Genomic DNA, 24,601 nt, shown 5'->3' with positions numbered 1-24,601 from the left:
AGGCGGCCGGCCGTGGGCGCCAGCACCTTGTCGCCCGCCAGCACGGTCTCGATGTCCAGCAGGCCAAGGCCCGGGGCGCTGCCCGCGGGGCCCTCCAGCCCGAGGGGATCAGCCACGGCGCGGCCCAGCATCTGGAAGCCGCCGCAGATGCCCAGCACCCGGCCGCCGCGCCGGACGTGGGCGGCGAGGTCGATGTCCCAGCCCTGGGCGCGCAGGAAGGCGAGGTCAGCCAGGGTGGACTTGGTCCCCGGCAGGATCACCAGGTCGGCGTCGCCCGGCAGGGCGGTCCCGGGGGGCACGAACACCAGGTCCACCTGCGGCTCGGCGCGCAGGGGGTCGAGGTCGTCGAAGTTGGCGATCCGCGACAGCAGGGGCACGGCGATCTTCGTCTTCGCGCCCGTCGGCCGATCGAAGACCAGGGCGTCCTCGGCGGGCAGGCGGCGGGCGGCCGCCAGCCAGGGCGCCATGCCGCAGTCGCGCCAGCCGGTGCGGGCCACGATCTCCGCGCGGCCTGAGTCGAACAGGGCCGGGTCGCCGCGGAACTTGTTGATCAGGAAGCCTTTGATCATCGCGGCGTCGTCAGGATCGAGCACCGCGTGGGCGCCGACGAGGGCGGCGATCACATGGCCCCGGTCGATGTCGCCCACCAGGACGACGGGCACGCCGGCGGCCCGGGCGAAGCCCATATTGGCGATGTCGCCGGCCCGCAGGTTGGTCTCGGCGGGGCTGCCCGCGCCCTCCACCAGCACCAGGTCGTGGGCGGCCTCCAGGCGGGCGAAGCTGTCCAGCACCACCTCCAGCCACGCCCCCTTGCGGGCCTGGTAGGCGGCGGCTTCGAAGGTCCCGACCGCCTTGCCCCGGACCACCACCTGGGCCCCCGTGTCGCTCTGGGGCTTGAGCAGGACGGGGTTCATGTCGACGGTGGGCGGGACCCGGCAGGCCAGGGCCTGGAGGGCCTGGGCGCGGCCGATCTCGCCGCCGTCGGCGGTGACCGCGGCGTTGTTGGACATGTTCTGCGGCTTGAAGGGGGCGACCTTCAGGCCGCGGTTGGCGAACAGCCGGCAGAGGCCGGCGACCAGCACCGACTTGCCCACATCGGACCCGCAGCCCTGGATCATCAGCGCGGCCATGGGACCCTCCAGAGGAGCCGCGGCGGAGGCCCTCCCCCGCCGCAAACCCTTATCGCATCAGAACTTGGCGCGGACGCCCAGGGTCGCGGCGCGGCCCAGGGTTCCGTAGTTGCGCACCGTCTCGTAGCTGTCGTCGAGGACGTTATCGATCCGGCCATAGACCTCGAAAGTGTCGTTCACGGGATAGGACGCCCGCAGGTCCAGCAGGGTGTGGGGCTGCAGGACGTAGGTCCCCGCGGCGTTGTCGAAGCTGGCCCCGACGTGGCGTATGTCGGCCGTCGCGGAGAGACCAGAGCGCCATCGCCAGGTCGCCGCCAGGTTGGCCTGGTGCTCGGGCCGGCGGGCCAGCTGCTTGCCCCGGTTGGCGCCCGCCGAGCGGTTCTCGGTGTGGGTCCAGCTGTAGTTGGCGTCGAGGCTGAAGGGGCCCCGTTCGACCGCCGCGGTGAGCTCAACCCCTTGTGCAGCAGCCTTTGCGGTGTTGTCGTAATAGCCGAACCGCGCCACCCCGCCCGGGTTGCAGATCCCCGCCAGCGACCCGAAGGCGCAGGAGACGAAGTCGATCTGGTTCTCGGTCTCCCGCCAGAAGCCGGTGGCCGCCACCACCAGCCAACCGTCCCCCACCGAGTGCTCGACGCCGAGGTCCCAGCCGTCGGCCTGCTCGGCCGCCAGCCCCAGGTTCCCGTAGGCGCTGTAGAGCTGATAGAGGGTCGGGGCCTTGAATCCTTGGCCGAAACTGGCGCGCAGGATGGTTGCCTCGCCAATAGACCAGGCGGCCGCCACCTGCCCGAGCGTGTGGTCGCCGAAGGTGTCGTGGCTGTCGCGCCGCAGGCCGACACTGACCGACAGGTGATCGTTGAGGTCCCCACGAACCTGAGCATAGAGGCTGTCGATCGCGACCTCCGCCCGGGCCGCCACCGGCGACGGCGCAAAGGCCGAGGGCGCGCGGCTGCGGAAGCTGGCCTGCTCCCGCTCGGCCCCGAAGGTGGCGGTCCAGGCCGGGCTGATCTCCAGGCTCCCCTGGTACTCCCAGCGGCGGTTGCGCCCCGTGGAGTCGAAGGTAACCGGTGTCACCGCCTGGGCCGGGTCATAGTTCAGGCTGTCGGAGTTAGTGTAGCCGAAGGCCAGGCGGTTCTTCAGCCGGCCGTCCAGCAGGGCGAGGTTCAGGCCGCCATAGGCCACCAGCTCCTCGATCTCCGCAGACTGGCCGGTGTCGGCGAAGGCGTAGACCGGCGCCGGGAAGCCGTCGAAGTCGTTGCGGTTCTTCGTATAGACCGCCCGCAGGTCCACGGAGAGGTCGTCCGAAACGATCATCCGCGCCCGCCCGCTGACCGCGGCCTGGCGATAGCCGTCGTCCTCCGCCCCCCCGGCATAGGCCGAGACGCCGCTCGTCTCATAGCGGCTGGCCGACAGCCGCCAGACCAGGTGGTCGCTGCGCCCGGCCACAGCGCCGCGCAGATAGCTGGTCTCCTGCGTGCCGGCTTCCGCCTGCAGCCCGCCCTCGAAGGCCCCCGCCGGCTCGGCGGTGACGAGGTTGATCACCCCGCCGATGGCCTGGCCGCCCCACAGGGTCGACTGGGCGCCGCGCAGAATCTCGATGCGCGCCACGTCGCCGGTCAGCAGATTGGCGAAATTGTAGCCGCCGCCGGGCGCCGACGGGTCGTTGATCTTCACCCCGTCCACCACGGCCACGGTCTGGTCGCCCTCCGCCCCGCGGATGCGCAGGGTGGTGATGCCGCCCGGCCCGCCATTGCGCGACATGGCCACGCCCACGGTGCGCGACACCAGGTCGGAGACCAGCACCTGCTGGCGCGCGGCGATGTCGGCGGCGGTCAGGACGGTGACCGACTGCCCCACCTTGGCCGGGTCCTGCGGCCCGCGGGCGGCGGTGACGATCAGCTCAGCTAGCGGGTTGGCGGCCTCCGGCCCGGCCGCGTCGGGGGTGGGGGTCACAGACACACGCGCCGTGTCGTCGGCGAGCGCCGCGCTTGAGCTGAACAGAGCCACGGCGAGCGTCACGGACGCACGCGCGGCGGCGGAGGTCGATTGGAGATAGGTCTTCATGGGTCTTGCCCCTTCATCTGACGACGAACCGCCGCTCAGCGACAGGACGTCAGGACGCCGGGGTGGGCGTCAGGGCGCACGATCGCCGGGCCACGGCCCAACAAACGTCGCCTCTCGGGACAATCCCCGTTCGCTCGGCGCACCCCGGCCGGTCGAAGGACGACTGCGTCAGGCAGGTCTCCTGGCTCACGGGTCAGCACCCCTTGCGCGCCGCCTTCCCAGGCCCCGAAGGACCCAGTGGCTGATGGCGCGCGGGCTCGCCGCTTACAGTTGCGGGGGCAGCCCGGGTTTTCCACCCGAGTTCCCTTTTCATCCCCTCGCGGGGAACCTGTCGCAACGGTGGGTTTAGGGCGAAGGCGGGGTGGGGGTCAATGTGGGGGTCGGGGTGGGAGGGGGCGGAAGCCTCAAAGCGTGGCCGTGAATGCCCAGCTTGAATGCAACCAAAACTCATTGGGTTGACGGCCAGATTGCAAGCTCTACCCATGCGATTGTACGCAGCGTCTGTTTGGAGAGGATGCCTCCGCATGGTGAGGTCCATTGGTCGGCCGAGGCCAGCTTGGAGACTCTACCAAGATGATACGGCTGGTTTCTTCAGCTCGCTCGGATTCTCGTCTGAAACTGATGTTCCCGTGACAGGAGCTCGCGGCGGAAACAACATCGATGTCGTTGTGAAAGGAAAAGCCCACGGCATTGATTTTCTTTGGGTAATCGAATGCAAACATTGGAAAACTAACGTCACTAAAGAGAAAGCCCAAGCGTTAGTAACCGTTGTTCAGAATATTGGAGCGGATCGCGGATATTTGCTGTCTGAGACCGGCTTTCAGTCAGGCGCTCTAGACGTAACGCGCAACACAAACGTCCATCTTGGAAGTCTTGCCGCCCTCAGGGCCGACACAGCAGAATGGGCGCAGCAAGATTTGGTTCGTAATTGGCGCGCGCAAAAGAACGATTTAGTTCGGATTTTGATGCGGATGCATCGGCAAGCTGGGAACGATTACAGCAGCAAATTTGCAGAGGCCGCAGGCCCCATCTTCGGTCTAGACCCCATCATTGATGAAGGCTTGCGTGGAGAGTTCCCGGTACCTTTTGGAGGGGGGGAATTCGCCCAAGACTGGCCTGATCTTGTGCACAAAATTGAGGCCCGACTCGCATACGCGGCGCAAGTCGCTGGCCTGACGAACCAGCCTCTTCTCACGGATCCTTTCCAGCTCGGCGGCTAGAAGGATATGGCGCCGCCAACAGAGAGCGGCCGCTGTACAAATACCGAGCCCTTCGAGAGCACATAAGCACGCATCCGCGTAGAGGGACTCAGGAGCGTGCAGCGTCTGTCCGGCGCGCACTCTCTTTAGAGTGCAGCCGAAGCGGCCTCTGTGCAGAGATCTTGAGTTTGCGGGCGATCGAAGAGATCACCTGTCTGATCGTCACGCTTCTTCGAGAGCCCGTCGCCAATGTGAAGACAGGGATGCTTTACCCGCCCAAGCCCTTTCCCACCTTCGAAATGCGCCCAACCTCCGTTGGGCATATGCACGCTGGTGACCGAGGCTCCGCAATGCGGACACGGGTGACGATAGCTCCCGCTTTTGCTGACACCCTTCGAACATCGGAGCGCCCAATTGGCCCTCACGTATGTTGCCCCTCCTTTTAGAAGGCGTCGCGTGTGAGCACGCCGGCGTATCCACTGGGGTTTCATCGACTGGGTCCTCTTCATGCGCCGTGGAATTGTTAAGATGAGCCTGTTGGAAAACCCGGCTGGTCGGTTGGCGTGATCGTTCCGAGATCGGAGAGTGCGGAGCGGAAGGCCTCGCCAACCTTGTCTGCCATGCTCTCGCCCAAGCCGGCGAACCGGCCCGCTGCACTCAGCCGGAAGAGTTGCGGTTCCCGTAATGACAGCAGGGCAAAGTCGTCCGGGGTGTCGGCGCTGTCGTAAAGGTCAGGGAACAATGAGAGCGCGGCGTAGACGGTCCGGGCAGTTAGTTCGGGCTTGGCGGTGTTCCAGATATGGATCGCCGTCCCTGCACCTCCAAGCCTCACACCGAAGTCAGGTGTAAACGCAACTTTGAACAGCCCCGAACCGTGCCTGTAGGTCGCCGGGCTATAGCTCAAGAGTTCGCCGGGATTGCTGGCCCGCCACTCGGCCAACCGGGCCAGTGCCTTCATTGCAGATTGGCGCTCGGACGAACGTTTGATCGTCGCCAGAGACCCCAAGATGTCGTCCAAAGGCGCGCCTTCGGCGAGCAAACGGTGCGCCGCCCGTTTCATGCTGCGGTGGAAGTCGTATCCGCCCCCTGTGGGATGCACGCGGCCGCGAATAGCGCTGTCGCGCGGGCGCTGGTTCAGCGAAATCAGTTTCAAGTACGCAGAAAATCCGATGGTGGGCATTGGACGTCTCAATCAATGCGGAGAGTTGCGCGCGACTTAGGATCGACGGTCGCGGCACGCCGCGACCGTCTAGCTCCTGAGGCTCACTTCCCCTTGTTGCGCGCTTGGGTGAGCGCCGAAGCCGCTGCGGTCTTAGCGGCAGCCGACGAGCTCGGGTCCCGGAGGACCTTGCTTGCAGCGGTGGCAGCGCGGGGCGAGGTGGTTTCGTTACGAGACTTGGCCATGGGGCCCTCCATGCGGCGGCGGGAATCGCCGCTTGGGGCCACCATGACTCCAAACCGACCAAGTCGCAATATCGACGGTCCCATTTTGGAAACAAATATGACGCTCCCTTTTTGGGATCATTCTCTTGACGTCGCGAGTCGGTTAAGGCATAACAATGCGCGTGATCACCAAGGGTGCACTCCAGAGGTACTGGGAGACGCCTGGGCGAGATGATGCTGAAGAGCCTCTCATCGCCTGGCACGCCGAAGCGAAATCGGCTGCCTGGAGATCACCTGCGGATATCAAGGCCAGGTATCGGTCGGCGAGCTTCGTGAGCGACAACCGGGTCGTATTCAATATTGGAGGCAACAAGCATCGGCTTGTTGTCCACGTCAGCTATGGGCGTGGGATCGTGTTGATCAAATTCGTCGGCTCTCATGCGGAGTACGACAAGATCGATGTGGCAACCGTTGGCGGAGGAGGCCGTTCGTGATGATGGTGAAGCCTATTCGCAGCGAGAGCGACTACGAGGCCAATCTGGCTCGGCTTGAAGACCTGATGGATGCCGCGCCGGGAACTCCAGAGGAAGACGAGCTCGAAATCCTTGCGACTTTGATCGAGCGTTACGAAAGCGAACGCTATCCGATCCCTATGCCAACCCCTTTGGCTGCAATCCGTTTTCGCATGGAGCAGGATGAGCTCACGCCTCGCGATCTGGAGCCGTATCTCGGATCTAGAGCGCGCGTTTCGGAGGTTTTGAGCGGCGTTCGTCCGCTGTCGATCGATATGATTCGGGCGCTCAATGAACATCTAGGCATTCCGGCTGAGGTGTTGATCCGGCCACAACCCAGGCAGCAAGCAACCGTCGAGCTAACCAAGCCTGCGGCGAAGCAACTCTCGACCTGGGGCGTACTGGGAGGCGGGGAGACCTTTGAAAAATTCATGGCAAGGGCCTTGGGTGGAGACACGGCCCTGGCCCTGCTACGCAAGACGCGCACCGAACGGACCAACGCGAAAACGGACCTCGTTGCAGTGCGAGCGTGGTGCGCGGCGGCTTTGCTTTACTCTGAGAGTGAGGCTGTCTTCGGGCGATTTGATCCGAAGGCAGTTACGACCTCCGTCGTCAGGGCTCTCGTCGGGCTAAGTGTTTATGATGACGGCCCGCAACGCGCTCGAGCGATGCTCGCGCAGCTGGGCGTCATTCTCGTGGTCCTTCCACATCTGCCCGGCACCCACTTGGACGGTGCCTCGCTACGACGGACAGCCGACGGAGTCCCTGTAATCGCTCTTACCCTCCGCCGTGATCGAATTGACAGTTTCTGGTTCACGCTGCTGCACGAACTTGCCCACGTGGTGCTCCATCTCTCCGGTGATCGGGCCTTCATTCTCGACGATTTGGAAATCAGCAGCTCTGACGTGATTGAGCAGGAAGCGGATCAATGGGCTCAGGATGCCCTGATACGTAAGGAGCTATGGGACGTCTTTAAGCAGAAGGGCGTCTATACCAGCATGGCCGATATTTTGGCGTTCGCTCGCCGCGCAGAGGTCAATCCAGCAATCGTCGCAGGGCGCTGGCAAAGGGCGAACAAGAATTTCAGGAAGTTCGCCGGCCTGCTTGGCCACAGCGCTGTGCGTCCGAATTTTCCGGAGTTCGGTCGACCAAGAATTGCCTAGGCGTGCAATCGAAATCCCATGCCCACCCTCGCCACCTGCCACTGCGCCGCCGTCCGCCTCACCTGTGAGGCCGCGCTCGTTGAGGTGACCGAGTGCACCTGCTCCATCTGCCGGCGCTATGGGGTGCTGTGGGCCTATTACGAGCCGGCTCAGGTGTGGGTCGAGGGTGGGGCGACGGAGGTCTATGAGTGGGATGACCGGTCGATCGGGTTTCATCGCTGCGTCGGCTGCGGCTGCGTCACCCACTGGAGCGCGAACGATCCGGCGGTGAACCGCATGGGGGTGAATGCGCGGCTGATGGAGCTGGACGTCATGGCGGCGGCGCGGGTGCGGCATCTGGATGGGGCGGTGAGCGAGCGGTATCTGGACTGACATCAGGCGGCCAGCGCCCTGCCCTCTGATCTTCGGCGGAGATCATGGGTCCTCGGGACAAGCCCGAGGATGACGGTTGAGGGGTTGGGGGTCCTCGGGAATTCGGTGACAGGGCGCCAAATCCGGGCGCATCAGGCCCGCCGACCTGCATCCTTCCGCCAAGCGGCGCCGTACCGACGGAGGCGTTGGAGGCGCAAGGTGATGGCGGGTCCGGTTGAGGTGACGGTCTGGTACGACGGCGACTGTCCGTTGTGCCGCAACGAGATCGCGGTGCTGCGCGCCCTGGGCGGCAAGGTCGCCTTCGTCGACCTGTCGATCGGCGAGCCGTGCCCTATCGACCGCGCGGCCATGAAACTGCGGTTCCACGCCCAGGCGCCGGGCGGGCCGCTGCTGTCGGGCGCCGAGGCCTTCGCCGCCATGTGGCGCGCCGTGCCGCCGCTGCGGCCCCTGGGGGAGATGGCGCGGTCGCCGCGGGTGCTGGCGCGGCTGGAGCGTCTCTATCTCGGCTTCCTGAAGATCCGGCCCTGGCTGCAGGCCCTGCTGGGTGGGCCCCGCCGACCCGACCCCGGCGACCGACGCCGCGACCGGGCGCGCACGTGACGCGGCGCGTCGCGGTGATCGGGGCGGGCCTGGCGGGCCTGGCCTGCGCCACGGCCCTGGCCCGCGCCGGCGATGCGGTCACGGTGCTCGACAAGGGCCGCGGACCGGGCGGGCGGATGTCGGCGCGGCGGGTGGAGACGCCCCTGGGCCAGGTGACCTTTGACCATGGCGCGCAGTATTTCACCGCCCGGGACCCGGGATTCCAGGCCCAGGTGCGGGCCTGGGCCCTGGCCGGGGTCTGCGCGCCCTGGCCCGCGGCCGGCGAGGACGCGTGGGTCGGGACCCCGGCGATGAACGCGCCGATCCGCGCCCTGGCGCAGCCCCTGGACGTGGTGTGGGGCCGCCGGGTGGAGGCGATGGTCAAGGGCGAGGCGGGCTGGACCCTGATCGCCGACGGGGCGCCGCCGCTGGAGGCGCAGGTGGTGATCCTGGCCACGCCCGCCGAGCAGGTCGCCGTGCTGCTGGACGCCCACGACGCGGCGGGCGCGAGCCTGGCCCGGGCGACCCCGGCCCAGCCCTGCTGGACGGTGATGGCGGCCTTCGCCGAACCGCTGCCGGTGGCGGCCGACATCCTGCGCAGCGCCGGGACGATCGGCTGGGCGGCGCGCAACAGCGCCAAGCCGGGGCGCGGCGGCCCGGAGGCCTGGGTGATCCAGGCCAGCCCGGACTGGTCGGCGGCCCATCTGGAGCTGCCGGCCGAGGCGGTGGCCGATCGGCTGGAGGGCGCCTTCGCCGACCTGACAGGCGTCGACTGGCCCGCGCCCCTGTCGCTGGCCGCCCACCGCTGGCGCTACGCCCGCTCCGGGGCGGCCGGGGCGCAGGCCCTGTGGTCGCCGGAAACCGGCCTGGGGGTTTGCGGCGACTGGCTGGTCGGGCCGCGGGTGGAGTGCGCCTGGCTGTCGGGCCTGGCCCTGGCCCGCGCAATCGCGGCCGCGCCCGCGCCCGCGCCGGCGCCTCGGCCTGACTGGCCTCGAGGCGCTGCGGTCGTTTGACGAATCATGGACGCAAGACGGGAAATGACGTTCCCTGGGCTGGCGCGCTGCGGCCGCTGCCTCGCGTGCCGCGCCGCGAAGGTGAGCAAATGACGGACCTGGCAGGCCTGACGGACCTGGATTTCGAGTCGCTGGCCCGGCACTTCGACCGCATGCAGCGCATGTCCAATTCCGGAAGCTGGGAGTGGGATATCGTCACCAACGGCCTGATCTGGTCGCCCCAGATCTACCGGATTTTCGGCCTGTCCCCCAATGCGTTCGCGCCCAACTACCCGGCCTTCCTGGAACGGGTCCACCCCGATGATCGCCATATCGTGGAGCTCGGGGTCCAACGCGCGATAGAGGGACTCGAACCCTATCGGGTGGACCATCGCATCGTCCTGCCGGACGGCGCGGTGCGGATCGTCCACGAAGTCGGCGAGGTCGAGTTCGCGCCGGACGGAACCGCGATCCGGATGCTCGGCGCCATTTCCGATGTCACCGAGACCCGGGCCCAGACCGAGACGCTCCAGGCCGAGCTGATCGAGATCAACCGGATGTCGGTGATGGCGGAGGACCTCGCCGGCGTCGGATACTGGCGGTTCGTCCCGGCGACCCAATCCCGCGCATGGTCCCCCAGCACCTTCGCGATTTTCGGCCTCGATCCCGCCGACGGCCCCCCGCCCCAGGGCGGCATCGGCATGTTCGATCCCAAGGACCAGGAGCTTCTGCGGTCGGCGGTCGCCGGCCAGGGGACCGGTCACCCCGCCGACTACGAGTATCCGATCACCCGGGTGGACGGCAGCCGGCGGTACGTCCGGATGGCCGGGTCGCTGGAACGCGACGCCGACGGCGGCGTCTCCCACCTGTACGGCGTCATGATCGACGTCACCAACGCCAAGCTTCGCGAGCAGGCGATCGCGCAAAGCGAGGCGCGCTACCGGCTGCTGGCCGACAGCGTGAGCGATGTGATCGTCCGCTACGACGCGCACGGCGTCATTGAATTCATCTCCCCCTCGGTTCGCGCATTCGGCTATCAGGCCGACGACATCGTTGGCCGGCTGATCACCGAGTTCGAAGCCGCCGGGCGGGACTCCGAAGCCCTGGGTGAGCTGGCGCAGCATCGCGCGGGACTGCTGTTCCCCGACGGCCGCCTGAGCGAGACCCAGATGCAGCGTGGGGATGGGACCACGGTCTGGATGGAGAGCGTCGAGACCGGCCTCTATGACGCGGCCGGGGTCTTCATCGGGGTGGTCGCCGTGCTGCGGGACGTGACCGAACGCCGGACGATGACCGAGGAACTTCAGCGCAAACAGATCGAGGCCGAGGCCGCCTCGGTCGCCAAGGGCGAGTTCCTGGCCAATATGAGCCACGAGATCCGCACCCCCTTGAACGCCGTCATCGGCTTCGCCCAGGCGCTCGAGGGTCTGGGCGAGCTGTCCGACCGGGCGCGGACCTATGTCAGCCGGATCGTCACCAGCGGACATGGCCTGCTGCAGATCGTCAACGATGTGCTGGACTTCTCAAGGCTCGAGGCCGGCAAGGTCGAGCTCGACCCGCAACCGCTGGAGCTGGCGGCGTTTCTCGATGACACCCTGGCGATGGTCCTGCCCGAGGCGGGGCGAAAGGGCCTGGCTGTGGACCTCCAGCCGCGGGAAGACCTGCCGCGCGCGGTGCTGGCCGACGCCGGGCGGTTGCGCCAGGTCTTGCTCAACCTGCTGGGCAACGCCGTCAAGTTCGTGGACCAGGGGCGCGTGACCCTCCGCTGTTCGCCCGACACCGCCGGACGGCTGCGCTTCGAGGTGACGGACACCGGCGTCGGCATCGCCCCTGAGGACGTTGACCGCCTCTTCCGGCGGTTCTCGCAGGTGGATGGGTCCAATACGCGCCAGCACGGCGGCTCTGGGCTGGGCCTGGCCATCTCCAAGGCCCTGGTCGAGGCGATGGGCGGCGAGATCGGCGTCGAGAGCCTGGTCGGACAGGGGTCGACCTTCTGGTTCACCATCGAGGCGCCCGGCATCGATGAGAAGGCCGATCCGGCCGCCGGGATCGGCGCCGCCGCCTCGGGCGAGGCCCCCCATCTCAGGCCGCTGGAAGTCCTGGCCGTTGATGATTTGGCGATGAACCGTGAATTGATGTCGATCCTGCTGGAGCCCTTCGACGTCAAGATCACCCAGGCCAGCAACGGCCTGGAAGCCGTCGAAGCGGCGGACCGGACCGCCTTCGATGTCATTCTCATGGACCTGCAGATGCCGGTCATGGACGGACTGGCGGCGACGCGCGAAATCCGCGCCAGTTCGAGACTGAACCGTGCGACCCCGGTCCTGGCCGTCACCGCCAATGTCCTGCCGCTCCACATCGAGGCGTGCCTCGCGGCCGGGATGAACGACCACATCTCCAAGCCGATCCTGCCGGAGGATTTCCTCGATAAGATCGCCCGGTGGGCTGGGCTGAAGGATCTCGGGGAAGCGACCCTGTCTTAGCCGGGAAGCGTCGGGTCCCGGTCCTCGCCAAGATGCGCGGAGGGGGGTGGATCGGGTCTTGGTCCTTGGGCCAAGGCTGGGTTACGATCGGCCCAACGAGATCAAGGGAGAGCACCATGTTCACGGACATGCGCCAGGGGACCCAGGAGCACTGGAAGGTGATCGGCGGGGAGCACCGGGTTCACCAGCAGACCACCGCGCCCATGCAGATCATGGACACCCTGCGCCGGCTGGAGCCCATGGAGCTGGGCTTCGCCGCCAACCAGCTGACCCACAGCCTGATGGCCGGGACCCTGGCGCGCCGCGACGGGGCCACCGACGAGGAGGTCGTGGCCGCCCTGTGCCACGACATCGGCAAGGTGCTGTCGATCCCCAACCACGGGCCGATCGCGGCTGAGATGCTGAAGCCCTATGTGAACGACGACATCTACAAGGCCATCTACTGGCACCAGGATTTCCAGGGCGCCTATTATTACGAGTTCCTGGGCAAGCCGGGGAACCTGCGCGAGAGCTTCCGCGAGGAGAGCTGGTTCTCCATGGCCGAGAAGCTGGTGGACCGCTGGGACGCCCCGGCCTTCGACCCCGGCTTCGACGTCGACAGCCTGGAGAGCTTCGAGGACGTGGTGGTGAAGGTGTTTTCGTCGCCGAAGCGGTAGGGCTCAACACACCCGTCATCCCGGGCGACCCGCAGGGGAGACCCGGGACCCAGGGGCGGTGCGCTGGGCCCCTAGGTCCCGGCTCTGCGCTGTCGCTTGGCCGGGATGACGGATTTAACTGAACGTCCCCGCATAGGTCGCGCGCAGCAGGTTCTTCTGCACCTTGCCCATGGCGTTGCGGGGCAGATCCTCGACGAAGAAGATGCGTTTGGGCGCCTTGAAGGCGGCCAGCTGCTCCCGCAGCGTGGCGATCATGGCGGCCTCGTCGCCGGAGCCGATCACCACCGCGGCGACGGCCTCGCCGAAGTCGGGGTGGGGCAGGCCGATGACGGCGCTCTCGGTGACGCCGGGAAGCTCGTCGAGGATCAGCTCGATCTCCTTGGGGTAGACGTTGTAGCCGCCGCAGATGATCAGGTCCTTGGCGCGGCCGGAGATCCAGACGCGGCCGTCAGCGTCCTGGCGGCCCACGTCGCCGGTCTTGAACCAGCCGTCGGCGGTGAAGTCCTCGGCGGTCTTCTCGGGCATGCGCCAGTAGCCGCAGAAGACGCTGGGGCCCTTGATCTCGATGACACCGGTGGGGTCGGGGCCGGCGATGCGCAGGGCCACCCCCGGCAGGGGGTAGCCGACGCTCCCGGCGATGCGCTCGCCCACCAGCGGGTTGGTGGTGATGATCACCGCCTCGCTCATGCCGTAGCGCTCCAGGATGGCCTGGCCGGTGCGCTGCTCGAACTCGGCGAAGGTCGATTCCAGCAGCGGGGCGGAGCCGGAGATGAACAGGCGCATGTGGGCGGCGGCGGCCTTGGTGAAGCCCGGATTGGCCAGCAGGCGGGTGTAGAAGGTCGGCACCCCCATCATCACCGTGGACCGCGCCAGGCCCGCCAGGACCGGGGCGTCCTCGTATTTCGCCAGCCAGACCATGGGCGCGCCGGCCAGGAAGGCGCAGTGCAGGGCCACGAACAGGCCGTGCACGTGGAAGATCGGCAGGGCGTGCAGCAGGACGTCGTCGCCGGTGAAGCCCCAGGCGTCGGTCAGGGCCGTGGCGTTGGCGTAGAGGGCGCCGTGGGTCAGCATCGCCCCCTTGGACCGCCCGGTGGTGCCGCTGGTGTAGATGATGGCGGCGAGATCGTCGTCAGCGCGGGGGACGGTGGTCTCCAGCGGGGCGTGGTCGGCGGCCTCGGCCGCCAGGGCCACGGCGTCCTGAACAAACAGGGCCGGCTCGGCGTCGGCGAGGAAGTAGTCCACCTCGCTGGCCGTATAGGCGGTGTTGAGCGGCAGGAAGACGGCGCCGGCCTTCAGCGTCGCCAGGTAGAGCATGACCGCCTCAGGCGTCTTGTCGGTCTGCACCGCCACGCGGTCGCCGGGGACGACGCCCCTCGAGATCAGCAGGGCGGCCAGGCGGCCGGCGCCCGCGTCCAGCTCGCCGTAGGTGATCTGCGCGCCGTCCGGGAGCAGGAAGCCGGGACGGTCGGAGGCGGTGATGAGGCGGTCGTAGAGGTTCATGGGCGCAGCCTACCGCGACTGCCCCGCCGCCGGTAAGGTGGGTTGAACGCGGGCCGACGCCCTCTCCGTCATCCCGGACGGCCGGCCAGGCCGATCCGGGACCCAGGGGGGATTGTCGCGGCCCCTGGGTCCAGGCTCTGCGCTTGGCTTGGCCGGGATGACGGTTTGGAGCGGCGAGATGATCCTAGGCATAATCCAGGCGCGGATGAGCTCGAGCCGGCTGCCCGGCAAGGTGCTGGCCGATGTGGCGGGCATGCCGATGCTGGGCCGCCAGGTGGAGCGGCTGCGGCGCTCGAGGCGGATGGACGAGCTGGTGCTGGCCACCAGCGACCAGGCCAGCGACGACGCGGTGGCCGACTATGCCGCGCGGCTGGACCTCACCGTGGTGCGCGGCGACCTCGACGACGTGCTGGGGCGGTTCGGGCGCGCGCTTGACGCCTTCCCGGAGGCGGCCACGGTGGTGCGGATGACCGCCGATTGTCCGCTCACGGACTGGCGGGTGCTGGACGCGGTGATCGCGCACCATGCGGCGACCCGCGCCGACTATGCCAGCAACACCCCGGAGGTGCGCACCTATCCCCACGGCCTCGACATCGAGGTGATGACGGCGGCGTCGCTGCGCACCGCGCTCTTCGAGGCGACCGACCCCTATGACCGCGAGCACGTGACGCCGTTCCTGTACCGCAATCCGAAGCGGTTCCGGATCGAGTTCCTGTCCCAGACCCCCTCCCTGGCCCACCTGCGCTGGACGGTGGACCATCCGCAAGACCTGGACTTCGTGCGCCATGTCTACGGGACGCTGCACGCCGCCAACCCGGATTTCGGCATGGCGGAGATCGCGGCGCTGGAGTGGAACAGTTCTAAGGCGGTCTGATCGCGCGTCAGTAGGCCTTGAAGCTGTCCAGCCCCAGCAGTTCGGGAAGGCTGGCGATATCCCTGGCGCGGCGGACCTCGGCCAGCAAAGGGGCGAGCACGTTGTCGGACTCGTCGTACTGTCCGTAGTCTTCGGGAAAGGCCTCCAGCATGGCGCAGGCGCGCGCCTTGACCTCGTCGAGCGACAGCGGTTCCAGCGCGTCCAACTCATGCTCGATGCGCGATTGCGGCTTGGCGAACATGAGCATCGACAGCGCACTCTTCAGCACCGACTCGGCCCGACCCGTTCTGGTTACGGATCGGACGATCCACCTGCGACCATCGGCATCCACCAACTCCATCCCGATCTGCAAGTTGTCTCGGAGCGTTTCAGGTCCGCAGGAGGTCAGGGTGTCCAAGTCCTGGAACGCCCACATCTCAAGGTCGGGGGTAAATCCGACCACCGGAAACCGAAACCCTGCCTGTGCCGTTTTCATGCGCGCCTCACCTGGAACGTAGAGGGAACACCGAATCCGGACAGGGTGCAAGTGGGGCGATCAACGCCGCGGCGAAGGTCGCTGACCGTCGCCACCTGATCCGGTGAGCTATTGTTCGAGCGGCAGGCTCAGATCACGAACCCCCGCGCCCGCAGGCGTTTGACGCTGGCCTCGCGGGCCTTGGCCCAGTCGGCGGCGAGGATGGCCAGGCCCACCACGTCGTGGCCGCGGCCGCCCTTCCAGACGTGGTCGCGGTAGAGGGCCTCGCGCTGGAAACCGAAGGACTCGTGCATCTTCCAGACCCCCTCGTTCTCCAGCAGCACCTCGCAGCAGAGCTTGTTGAGCTTGAGGTCGCCGAAGACGTGGTCGAGGACGAAGACCTCGACGAAGGCGCCGACGCCCTTGCCGCGCACGGCGGGGCTGGCGAGGTAGTAGGCCCAGGCGGCCTTGCGGTGGGCGGTGGAGATGTCGGCCAGGTTGGCCAGGCCCACCGGCTCGCCGTCCAGTTCGATGATCCAATACTTGCGGGTGGCGTCGCCCGCGATCCCGGCGAACCAGCGGTCGTGCTCGGCGCGGCTGATCTCGTGGTCGGAGTACATCCAGCGCGCCACCTCGGGCAGGTTGCGCCAGGCCAACAGACGGTCGCTGTCGCCGGGGGTCAGGTCGCGCAGGCGGACGGTCATGGCGTCTCCGAGGATCGGCGCCTAAGATCGCGCAAAACGCCAAGGGAGCAAACGATGGTTGCAGGCCACATCGAGCGCGTGAAGCGCGACGGCTACACCATCGTCGAGAACGCCATTCCGGCCGACCTGATCGAGGCGCTGAACGACGCCTTGCTGCGGCTGGAACACGACCTCGACGCCAAGCCGGCCATGAACGGCTTCGAGGGCCACCGCACGGTGCGGATCTACAACCTGCTGGTCCATGATCCGGTCTTCGCCGAGGTCCCGGTCCACCCCGCCGTCCTGCCCATCGTCGAAGGCGTGCTGGACGAGGGCTGCCTGATCTCCTCGCTCTCCTCCATCGCCATCGACCCGGGCGAGCGCGCCCAGCCGATCCACGCCGACGACCAGGTGATCCCGCTGGCCAAGCCGCACGCTCCGCTGGTGTGCAACTCCATGTGGGCGCTGACCGACTTCACGGAGGCCAATGGCGCCACGCGGCTGGTTCCGGGCAGCCATCTGAAGCCGAACCCGGAATATGGCGGGTCCTACGAAACCATCGCCGCCGAGATGCCCAGAGGCTCGGTGCTGATCTGGGACGGGGCCCTGTGGCACGGCGGCGGCGCCAACCAGACCGACACGCGGCGCACCGGCATCGCCATGAACTACTGCGCGGGCTTCGTGCGCCAGCAGGAGAACCAGCAACTGGGCATCCCGCCGGAGATGGTGCGGGGGTTCGCGCCGCGGCTGCAGGAACTGGTGGGCTACGGCGTCTATCGCGGCCTGATCGGTCACATCGACAAGCAGAGCCCGGCGCAGCGGCTGACGGGGGGTGGGAGCTTCAAGTCGATCTGGGACCGGTCGTCGTAGGCCGTGCGGCGGGGAAGCCCCCTCACCCGACCCTCTTCCCTTCATGGGCAGGGCTATCGCACATGATGGTCAGACCAGATCCTCCCCCAGGCGCGCAGCGCCGATGTGGGGGAGGTGGCGCGGACCGCAGGTCCGTGACGGGGGGGATCAACGTCGTTGAATTCTTCGGCCCGAAAACAAGAGTCAAAGTCCCCCTCAGGCGCTTCGCGCCAGCTCCCCCAGGAGGGGAGCATCTCGCAATCAGGACACCCAGGTTCCTATGCGATCGCCCTGCCCGCATCGGGGCAAGAGCGGGATGGCGCCGGCCTACCGCAGGGAAGCGTTCAGCCGCTCCAGCACCTTCGACCCTGGAATCAGCTGGGCGTCGGTGAGCTGGTTGAGGGGGGTCTCCACGGTCTCCAGGCCCTCGTGCAGGTCCTGCGCCCTGGGGTCGACATAGAGCAGGCCGGTGACCACCTCGCCCTGCGCCTGGCGGCCGGCCAGATAGGCCATGGCCGATATGCGGTCGGTGGGGTCGTAGTGTTCGGCCAGCTTGTGCAGGTTGAGGACCGAGCCGTCGTGCTGGGTCACCAGGGTGTTGGTCCCCGGCTCGTAGTCGACATGGATCGCCTCGCGCGACACCACGAAATCGAGCGTGTTCACCGCCTCGTTGTGATCGCGGACATAGTCGAAGCTCTTCGTGGAGCCCGCGTGATTGTTGAACTGAATACAGGGGCTGATGCAGTCGATGAAGGCCGAGCCCTGGTGGCTCAGCGCCGCCTTGATCAGGGGCACCAGCTGGGCCTTGTCGCCGGAGAAGGAGCGGGCGACGAAGGTGGCGCCCAGTTGCAGGGCGACGCTCACCAGGTCGATGGCGCTGTCGTGGTTGACCACGCCCTTCTTGGACTTCGAACCCTTGTCGGAGGTGGCGGAGAACTGGCCCTTGGTGAGGCCATAGACCCCGTTGTTCTCGACGATATAGGTCATGTTCACCCCGCGCCGGATGGCGTGGGCGAACTGGCCAAAGCCGATGGAGGCGCTGTCGCCGTCCCCGGAGACCCCCAGATAGATCAGGTCGCGATTGGCCAGGTTGGCGCCGGTCAGCACCGAGGGCATGCGGCCGTGCACGGTGTTGAAGCCGTGCGAGGCGCCCAGGAAATAGTCCGGGGTCTTGGACGAGCAGCCGATCCCCGACAGCTTGGCCACGCGGTGCGGCGGCAGGTCGAGTTCGTAGGCCGCCTGGATGATGGCCGCCGAGATAGAGTCATGGCCGCAGCCGGCGCACAGCGTCGAGACCGAACCCTCGTAGTCGCGGCGCGTCTTGCCGAGCGCGTTCTCAACGAGGCGCGGGTGATGCAGCTGGGGCTTGGTGATGTAGGTCATTCGGCGGCCTCCGGAACCTGGCGGCGTTCCGGCGTCGGCGCGGCGGGGCTAAGCTGGCCGGCGATCTCTCCGGCGATGAAACGGGCGGTGATGGGGGTGCCGTCATAGTGCAGCACCGCGGTGAGCTTGGCCGGATCGACCCCGCCCTCGTTCATGATCAGGGTGCGCAACTGGCCGTCGCGGTTCTGCTCCACCACGAAGACCTCGTCATGGGCGGCGATGAACTCGAAGACCTCATCGGCGAAGGGGAAGCCGCGCACGCGCATCGCGTTCACGAAGCGGCCCTGGGCTTCCATCACCTGCAACGCCTCGTCCATGGCCGCGCCTGTGGAGCCGTAATAGATCACCCCGGTGCGGGTCGGACGCGAGGCGTCGCGGCGGACCGGCGCCGGCACCAGGCCCTTGGCGGTCTCGAACTTGCGCAGCAGGCGCTGGACGTTGTCGACATAGACGCCGCCCTCCTCGCTGTAGCGGGCATAGGGATTGCGCGAGGTGCCGCGGGTGAAATAGCCGCCCTTGGTGGGATGAGTTCCCGGATAGGTGCGGAACGGAATACCGTCGCCATCGACGTCGAGATAGCGGCCGAAGTCGCGGCCGGCCTCCAGCTCGTCATGGGTCATGACCTTGCCGCGATCCAGGGTGCGGCTGTCGTCCCAGGCGAAGGGGGCGGTCAGCCACTCGTTCATGCCGATGTCGAGATCGAGCATGACGAAGATGGTGGTCTGCAGGCGGTCAGAGAGATCGAAGGCCAGGGCCCCCATCTCGAAGCATTCCCCCGGATCCTGCGGCAGCAGCAGGACATGCTTGGTGTCCCCGTGGCTGGCATAGGCCGCCGAGAGGATGTCCGACTGCTGGGTGCGGGTGGGCATGCCGGTGGACGGGCCGCCGCGCTGCACGTCGAAGATCACCGCCGGGATTTCGGCGAAGTAGGACAGGCCCACGAACTCCTGCATCAGGGAGATGCCCGGGCCCGAGGTGGCGGTGAAGGCGCGCGCCCCGTTCCAGCCGGCGCCCACCACCATGCCGATGGAGGCGATCTCGTCCTCGGCCTGGACGATGGCGTAGCGGGCCTTGCCGGTCGCAGGATCGGTCCGGTAGTCGCCGCAGAACTCGGTGAAGGCCTCGGCGAGCGAGGTCGAGGGCGTGATGGGATACCAGGCGCAGACCGTGGCCCCGCCGTAGACGGCGCCCAGGCCGGCGGCCATGTTGCCCTCGACATAGATGCGGTCGCCCACCTTGTCGGCGCGCCGCGCCCGAAGGCCGAGCGGCGCGAGGTTGGCCTTCACATAGTCGGCGCCCATGTGCAGGGCCGCGACATTGGCGGCGATCAGCCGCTCCTTGCCAGCGAACTGCTCGGCCAGCAGTTGCTCGATGACCCCGATCTCGATGTCCAGCAGGGCCGCCAAGGCGCCCACATAGATGGTGTTCTTGAACAGCTGGCGCTCGCGCGGGACCGAATAGGCCTCGTTGCACATCGCGGTCAGGGGCACGCCCACCACCGTGATGTCCTCGCGGAATTTCGACGGCGGCAGGGGCTTGGTCGAGTCGTAGAACAGGTAGCCGCCAGGCTCGATCTCGGCCAGGTCCCGGTCCCAGGTCTGGGGGTTCATCGCCACCATCATGTCGACCCCGCCGCGACGGCCCTGATGGCCGGCCTCGGTGACGCGAACCTCATACCAGGTGGGCAGGCCCTGGATGTTGGAGGGGAAGATGTTGCGGGCCGCCACCGGCACGCCCATCCGCAGGAAGGACTTGGCGAACATGGCGTTGGCGCTGGCCGAGCCCGAGCCGTTGACGTTGGCGAACTTGACGACAAAGTCGTTGACGGCCTCTAGCGGGCGCATGGTTTTTCCCCCGCATGGGTCATCTCAAGGGTGAACTGCTGCATGTCCCAGGCGCCGGTGGGACAGCGCTCGGCGCAGAGACCGCAGTGCAGGCAGACATCCTCGTCCTTGACCATCACCCGCCCGGTCTTCAGCTCGCCGGAGACGTAGAGGTCCTGGGTCAGGTTCAAGGCCGGGGCGCTGAGCCGCATCCGCAGGTCGCCCTCCTCGCCATTGGCGGTGAAGGTGATGGCGTCCACCGGACAGATGTCGACGCAGGCGTCGCACTCGATGCAGATCGGCTCGGCGAACACGGTCTGGACGTCGCAGTTCAGGCAGCGCTGGGCCTCGGCGAGACCGAGCTGCAGGTCAAAGCCCAGCTCCACCTCCAGCTTCACATTGCGCAGGGCCTCGTCCTTGGCCCGCAGGGGCACGCGGTGGCGCAGGTCATTGGAGACGTCGTTGTCGTAGCTCCACTCGTGGATGCCCATCTTCTGGCTGACCATCGAGGTTCCAGGCGCCGGCCGGTCGCGGACGTCCTGGTCCTGGCAGAACCGGTCGATGGAGATGGCCGCGTCGTGGCCCTGGGCCACGGCCCAGATGATGTTCTTGGGCCCGAAGGCCGAGTCGCCGCCGAAGAACACCCGAGGCAGGGTGGACTGGAAGGTGACCTCGTCGACCCGGGGCATGCCCCATTCGTCGAACTCCAGGCCAAGGTCGCGCTCGATCCAGGGGAAGGCGTTCTCCTGGCCCACCGCCACCAGGACGTCGTCGCATTCGAAGTGCTGGTCCGGCTCGCCCGACGGGACCAGCTTACGGCGGCCCTTGTCGTCGAACTGGGCGACCACCTTCTCGAACAGCACGCCGGTGAGGCGGCCGTTCTCATGGGTGAATTCCTTGGGGACCAGGAAGTTGAGGATCGGGATGTCCTCGTGGATGGCGTCTTCCTTCTCCCAGGGGGAGGCCTTCATCTCGTCGAAGCCGGAGCGGACGATGACCTTGACGTCCTCGCCGCCCAGCCGGCGCGAGGTGCGGCAACAGTCCATGGCGGTGTTGCCGCCCCCCAGGACGATGACCCGCTTGCCGATCCTGTCCACATGCTCGAAGGCGACGCTGGAGAGCCAGTCGATGCCGATGTGGATATTGGCGGCGGCCTCCTGGCGGCCGGGCAGGTCCAGGTCCCTGCCGCGCGGCGCGCCGGTGCCGACGAAGACCGCGTGATAGTCCTCCTCCAGCAGGTCCTTGAGGCTGTCGACCCGCTGGCCCAGCCGCATGTCGAGACCCAGGCCGGTGATGTAGCCCACCTCCTCGTCGATCACCTCCTCCGGCAGGCGGAAGCGGGGGATCTGGCGGCGGATCATGCCCCCGGCCTTGGCGTCGCCGTCGAAGACCACGACGTGATAGCCGAGCGGGGCGAGGTCGCGAGCCACGGTCAGCGCCGCGGGACCGGCGCCCACCAGGGCCACCCGCTTGCCGTTGCGCGGCGCGACGGTGGGCAGGAAGGCCGAGATGTCGGACTTGTTGTCGGCGGCGACCCGCTTGAGCCGGCAGATGGCGACGGGCTCATCCTCGACCCGGCCGCGGCGGCAGGCGGGCTCGCAGGGGCGGTCGCAGGTGCGCCCCAGGACGCCTGGGAACACGTTGGAACGCCAGTTGACCATGTAGGCGTCGGAGTAGCGGCCGTCGGCGATCAAGCGAATGTATTCAGGGACTGGAGTGTGGGCCGGACAGGCCCACTGGCAATCGACAACCTTATGAAAGTAGTCAGGCCCCTCGGTAATGGTGCGCTGCAAAACAAATCCCTTCCCGCGACGCTCTACTCTCGCGGTTGCGAAACGCCCTCCTGCTTTCAGGACTGCGTCCGCCGACCCCGACGCGGCGTGGGTTTCATCTAAATACCGTTCCACGCTCAGGCCAATACGCTTTCTGATCATCGATCACTGAAAAGCCCGCGGACCGGGGTCGCGCACCGGCAGGTCAACAGTGCGTGAGAGTCAGGCCGATCGGCGAAGTGTCGCTTTTCTTAACGAGAGATGAACGGCATCCTGCTCTTCCCGCGACAGGCGAGCGCTAACCTTGGAGAAGCGTCCGATGCCGAACGAAATGGACCTCCTGCCCGACGCGATCATCTCGCCCTTCGAGGACGAGGTTTCCTACGACGACTCCCTCGACGCCGACGTGGCGATCAACGACCGCCGCGCCCGGGCCGAGAACGCCGAGGCCCTGAGGCTGGCGCGGGCGCTGTAAAAAACCCGCCGGGTTGGGAGCTCGGCGCGAAGGCGCCATGATCCCCGCCTGCACGGGGCGCGCCATGGGTTATCGTCAGGTCGTTGGCACGACCACCTGGACCTTTCCGGACCTGAAGGACCTGCTGGCCAAGGCCTCGCCGCTGCGGTCGGGGGACGCCCTGGCGGGACTGGCGGCGTCCTGCGCCCAGGAGAATGTGGCGGCCAAGCTGGCCCTGGCCGAGGTTCCGCTGAAGACCCTGCTGGACCAGCCGCTCATCCCCTACGAGGCCGACGAGGTCACCCGGCTGATCTGCGACAGCCATGACGCGCAGGCCTTCGGCCCCATCGCCGGCCTGACGGTCGGGGCGTTCCGCGATTTCCTGCTGTCCGAGACCACCACGCCGGCGGTGCTCGCCAGCCTGGCGCCGGCCATCACCCCAGAGATGGCGGCGGCGGTCAGCAAGCTGATGCGCAATCAGGACCTGATCCTGGTCGCCTCGAAATGCCGGGTGACGACCAGGTTCCGCAACACCATCGGCCTGGCCGGGACCCTGGCCGTGCGCCTGCAGCCCAACCACCCCACCGACGACCCGGCCGGGATCACCGCCAGCGTGCTGGACGGCCTGATGTACGGCTGCGGCGACGCGGTGATCGGGATCAATCCGGCCTCCGACAGCCTGGCCGCCACCGGGGAGTTGCTGCGTCTGCTGGACGGCCTGATCGGGCGGTTCGAGATCCCCACCCAGGCCTGCGTCCTGGCCCACGTCACCACCAGCCTTGAGCTGATCGAGCGCGGCGCGCCGGTGGATCTGGTCTTCCAGTCAGTGGCCGGCACGCAGGCCGCCAACGCCAGCTTCGGTGTGAACCTCGCCCTGCTGAAGGAGGGGCGCGAGGCGGCCCTGTCCCTGAAGCGCGGCACGGTGGGCGACAACGTCATGTACTTCGAGACCGGCCAGGGTTCGGCCCTGTCGGCGGGCGCCCACCACGGCGTGGACCAGCAGACCCTGGAGGCGCGGGCCTATGCCGTCGCACGCGCCTTCGATCCGCTGCTGGTCAATACGGTCGTCGGCTTCATCGGGCCGGAGTACCTCTACGACGGCAAGCAGATCATCCGGGCCGGGCTGGAGGACCACTTCTGCGGCAAGCTGATGGGCGCGCCCCTGGGCTGCGACGTCTGCTACACCAACCACGCGCAGGCCGATCAGGACGACATCGACACCCTGCTGACCCTGCTGGCCACCGCTGGCGTCACCTTCGTCATGGGGGTGCCGGGGGGCGACGACGTGATGCTGAACTACCAGTCCACCTCCTTCCACGACGCGCTCTACATCCGGGAGCTGCTGGGCCTTGGGCGGGCGCCGGAGTTCGAGGCCTGGCTGGAGGGCATGAAGATCACCGGCGGCGACGGGCGGCTGCTGCCACGCACGCCCACCCACCGCCTGCTGACGGGGGTCTGATGGGCGAGCCCCCTGCCCGCGATCCCTGGACCCAGCTCACCGGCCTGACCGCCGCGCGGATCGCGCTCGGCCGCGCAGGCCCCGCCCTGCCGACCCGCGAGGTGCTGGCCCTGGCCCTGGCGCACGCCCAGGCCCGGGACGCGGCGCACGCCGCCTTCGACGCCGACGCCGTCGCCCGCGGCCTGGAGGCGCTTGGCCACGTCACGGTCCAGGTGGCCAGCGCCGCGCCGGACCGGGCGACCTATCTGCGTCGGCCAGACCTTGGGCGGAGGCTGTCGGGCGCCGGTCGCGAGACCCTCGAGCGCAGCGGGGCGCGTGGATCCGACCTGGTGCTGGTGGTGGCTGACGGGCTTTCCAGCGCCGCCGCCCACGCCCACGCCGTTCCCCTGGTGGCCGCCCTGGCCCCCTATGTCGATCGCGCGGGATGGAGTCTCGGACCCGTGGTCATCGCGACCCAGGCCCGGGTGGCCCTGGGCGACGAGATCGGCGAACGCCTGGGGGCCGGCATGGTGGCCCTGCTGGTGGGTGAACGGCCCGGCCTGTCGAGCCCCGACAGCCTGGGGGTCTACCTGACCCACGCGCCCCACGTGGGCCGCACCGACGCGGAGCGCAACTGCATCTCCAACATCCGCTCTGAGGGCCTGTCCTATGAGGAGGCGGCCTTCAAGCTGGCCTGGCACATCGCCGAGGCGCGGCGCCTTGGCCTGACCGGTGTCGGGCTGAAGGACGAAAGCGACCTCGTGAGCCTCACTGTAGAGAGCCGGGTCCCACTGCCACCGGCTTGATCAGGCCGATGCCCTGCGGCGAATTTTCGCGCCGG

The 24,601-nt window shown here is 67.7% G+C and carries 22 protein-coding genes and 1 riboswitch; of the genes, 13 read left to right on the top strand and 9 right to left on the bottom strand.

The annotated features are described in order from the left end of the window. Together OCL97_RS19200 and OCL97_RS19195 are read right to left on the bottom strand one after the other, a co-directional pair. The coding region (locus OCL97_RS19200; RefSeq protein ID WP_377371378.1) for a cobyric acid synthase at positions 1-1,130 on the bottom strand (1,130 nt) is incomplete at its 3' end. Positions 1,131-1,187: 57 nt separating this feature from the next. Further along, positions 1,188-3,191: a TonB-dependent receptor plug domain-containing protein gene (locus OCL97_RS19195; RefSeq protein WP_377371377.1), complete on the bottom strand. Its 2,004-nt coding sequence runs from the start codon at positions 3,189-3,191 to the stop codon at positions 1,188-1,190. A 154-nt stretch (positions 3,192-3,345) separates the two neighbouring features. Beyond that, positions 3,346-3,538: riboswitch (cobalamin riboswitch) on the bottom strand. A gap of 177 nt (positions 3,539-3,715) precedes the next feature. Between OCL97_RS19195 and OCL97_RS19190 the strand changes: the two genes are divergently transcribed. Beyond that, positions 3,716-4,411 carry a restriction endonuclease gene (locus OCL97_RS19190; protein ID WP_377371376.1) on the top strand — a complete coding sequence of 232 codons (696 nt, stop codon included), beginning with the start codon at positions 3,716-3,718 and terminating at the stop codon, positions 4,409-4,411. 502 nt (positions 4,412-4,913) lie between these two features. Here the strand turns inward: OCL97_RS19190 and OCL97_RS19185 are convergent. Beyond that, a complete protein-coding gene (locus tag OCL97_RS19185) occupies positions 4,914-5,570 on the bottom strand; it encodes a hypothetical protein (protein ID WP_377371375.1) in 657 nt (218 codons plus the stop codon). Between the two features lie 379 nt (positions 5,571-5,949). Here OCL97_RS19185 and OCL97_RS19180 point away from each other — a divergent pair, with 379 nt between their 5' ends. The 7 genes from OCL97_RS19180 to OCL97_RS19150 all read left to right on the top strand — a co-directional run bounded on the left by OCL97_RS19180 (position 5,950) and on the right by OCL97_RS19150 (position 12,530). Beyond that, the gene (locus tag OCL97_RS19180) at positions 5,950-6,267 is read left to right on the top strand and encodes a type II toxin-antitoxin system HigB family toxin (protein WP_377371374.1); all 318 of its coding nucleotides are present in this window, start codon (positions 5,950-5,952) and stop codon (positions 6,265-6,267) included. Then, entirely contained in the window at positions 6,267-7,448 is a 1,182-nt protein-coding gene (locus OCL97_RS19175) for an ImmA/IrrE family metallo-endopeptidase (protein ID WP_377371379.1), read from the top strand. Before OCL97_RS19180 ends, OCL97_RS19175 begins: the two co-directional genes overlap by 1 nt. 18 nt (positions 7,449-7,466) lie before the next feature. Further along, positions 7,467-7,820: a GFA family protein gene (locus OCL97_RS19170; RefSeq protein ID WP_377371373.1), complete on the top strand. Its 354-nt coding sequence runs from the start codon at positions 7,467-7,469 to the stop codon at positions 7,818-7,820. Positions 7,821-8,021: 201 nt separating this feature from the next. Next, positions 8,022-8,420 (top strand): thiol-disulfide oxidoreductase DCC family protein, encoded by a 399-nt coding sequence (locus tag OCL97_RS19165; RefSeq protein WP_377371372.1) that lies wholly within the window; start codon positions 8,022-8,024, stop codon positions 8,418-8,420. After that, positions 8,417-9,412 carry an NAD(P)/FAD-dependent oxidoreductase gene (locus tag OCL97_RS19160; RefSeq protein ID WP_377371371.1) on the top strand — a complete coding sequence of 332 codons (996 nt, stop codon included), beginning with the start codon at positions 8,417-8,419 and terminating at the stop codon, positions 9,410-9,412. Before OCL97_RS19165 ends, OCL97_RS19160 begins: the two co-directional genes overlap by 4 nt. A gap of 89 nt (positions 9,413-9,501) precedes the next feature. After that, complete coding sequence (locus tag OCL97_RS19155; RefSeq protein ID WP_377371370.1) at positions 9,502-11,874, top strand: hybrid sensor histidine kinase/response regulator; 2,373 nt, start codon at positions 9,502-9,504, stop codon at positions 11,872-11,874. A gap of 116 nt (positions 11,875-11,990) precedes the next feature. Further along, positions 11,991-12,530: an HD domain-containing protein gene (locus OCL97_RS19150; protein ID WP_377371369.1), complete on the top strand. Its 540-nt coding sequence runs from the start codon at positions 11,991-11,993 to the stop codon at positions 12,528-12,530. Between the two features lie 114 nt (positions 12,531-12,644). Here the strand turns inward: OCL97_RS19150 and OCL97_RS19145 are convergent, their stop codons facing one another. Beyond that, positions 12,645-14,030 carry an AMP-binding protein gene (locus OCL97_RS19145; RefSeq protein WP_377371368.1) on the bottom strand — a complete coding sequence of 462 codons (1,386 nt, stop codon included), beginning with the start codon at positions 14,028-14,030 and terminating at the stop codon, positions 12,645-12,647. Positions 14,031-14,208: 178 nt separating this feature from the next. Between OCL97_RS19145 and OCL97_RS19140 the strand changes: the two genes are divergently transcribed. Beyond that, a complete protein-coding gene (locus tag OCL97_RS19140) occupies positions 14,209-14,904 on the top strand; it encodes a cytidylyltransferase domain-containing protein (RefSeq protein WP_377371367.1) in 696 nt (231 codons plus the stop codon). Between the two features lie 7 nt (positions 14,905-14,911). Here OCL97_RS19140 and OCL97_RS19135 read toward each other — a convergent pair whose 3' ends face one another. Together OCL97_RS19135 and pseH are read right to left on the bottom strand one after the other, a co-directional pair. Then, positions 14,912-15,379: a hypothetical protein gene (locus OCL97_RS19135; RefSeq protein WP_377371366.1), complete on the bottom strand. Its 468-nt coding sequence runs from the start codon at positions 15,377-15,379 to the stop codon at positions 14,912-14,914. A gap of 128 nt (positions 15,380-15,507) precedes the next feature. After that, a complete protein-coding gene (pseH, locus tag OCL97_RS19130) occupies positions 15,508-16,062 on the bottom strand; it encodes a UDP-4-amino-4,6-dideoxy-N-acetyl-beta-L-altrosamine N-acetyltransferase (RefSeq protein ID WP_377371365.1) in 555 nt (184 codons plus the stop codon). Between the two features lie 54 nt (positions 16,063-16,116). Between pseH and OCL97_RS19125 the strand changes: the two genes are divergently transcribed. Next, entirely contained in the window at positions 16,117-16,911 is a 795-nt protein-coding gene (locus OCL97_RS19125) for a phytanoyl-CoA dioxygenase family protein (protein ID WP_377371364.1), read from the top strand. A 306-nt stretch (positions 16,912-17,217) separates the two neighbouring features. Here OCL97_RS19125 and OCL97_RS19120 read toward each other — a convergent pair whose 3' ends face one another. The 3 genes from OCL97_RS19120 to OCL97_RS19110 are packed head-to-tail and all read right to left on the bottom strand — an operon-like array spanning position 17,218 to position 21,889. Continuing rightward, complete coding sequence (locus tag OCL97_RS19120) at positions 17,218-18,273, bottom strand: 2-oxoacid:ferredoxin oxidoreductase subunit beta (protein WP_304777223.1); 1,056 nt, start codon at positions 18,271-18,273, stop codon at positions 17,218-17,220. After that, positions 18,270-20,117 (bottom strand): 2-oxoacid:acceptor oxidoreductase subunit alpha, encoded by a 1,848-nt coding sequence (locus tag OCL97_RS19115; protein ID WP_377371363.1) that lies wholly within the window; start codon positions 20,115-20,117, stop codon positions 18,270-18,272. Before OCL97_RS19115 ends, OCL97_RS19120 begins: the two co-directional genes overlap by 4 nt. Further along, a complete protein-coding gene (locus tag OCL97_RS19110) occupies positions 20,105-21,889 on the bottom strand; it encodes an FAD-dependent oxidoreductase (protein ID WP_377371362.1) in 1,785 nt (594 codons plus the stop codon). The genes OCL97_RS19115 and OCL97_RS19110 overlap by 13 nt, the downstream gene beginning before the upstream one ends. A gap of 298 nt (positions 21,890-22,187) precedes the next feature. Between OCL97_RS19110 and OCL97_RS19105 the strand changes: the two genes are divergently transcribed. From OCL97_RS19105 to eutC, 3 genes are read left to right on the top strand one after another with little or no spacing between them, the layout of a single operon-like run. Beyond that, positions 22,188-22,343 (top strand): hypothetical protein, encoded by a 156-nt coding sequence (locus OCL97_RS19105; protein WP_304777220.1) that lies wholly within the window; start codon positions 22,188-22,190, stop codon positions 22,341-22,343. 37 nt (positions 22,344-22,380) lie between these two features. Then, the gene (locus OCL97_RS19100) at positions 22,381-23,781 is read left to right on the top strand and encodes an ethanolamine ammonia-lyase subunit EutB (protein ID WP_377371361.1); all 1,401 of its coding nucleotides are present in this window, start codon (positions 22,381-22,383) and stop codon (positions 23,779-23,781) included. Continuing rightward, positions 23,781-24,566: an ethanolamine ammonia-lyase subunit EutC gene (gene eutC / locus OCL97_RS19095; RefSeq protein ID WP_377371360.1), complete on the top strand. Its 786-nt coding sequence runs from the start codon at positions 23,781-23,783 to the stop codon at positions 24,564-24,566. The genes OCL97_RS19100 and eutC overlap by 1 nt, the downstream gene beginning before the upstream one ends. Positions 24,567-24,601 lie beyond the last annotated feature (35 nt).

This window comes from Phenylobacterium ferrooxidans, from assembly GCF_042714595.1.
Taxonomy (GTDB): domain Bacteria; phylum Pseudomonadota; class Alphaproteobacteria; order Caulobacterales; family Caulobacteraceae; genus Phenylobacterium; species Phenylobacterium ferrooxidans.
This window is presented reverse-complemented; position numbering and strand designations above follow the sequence as displayed.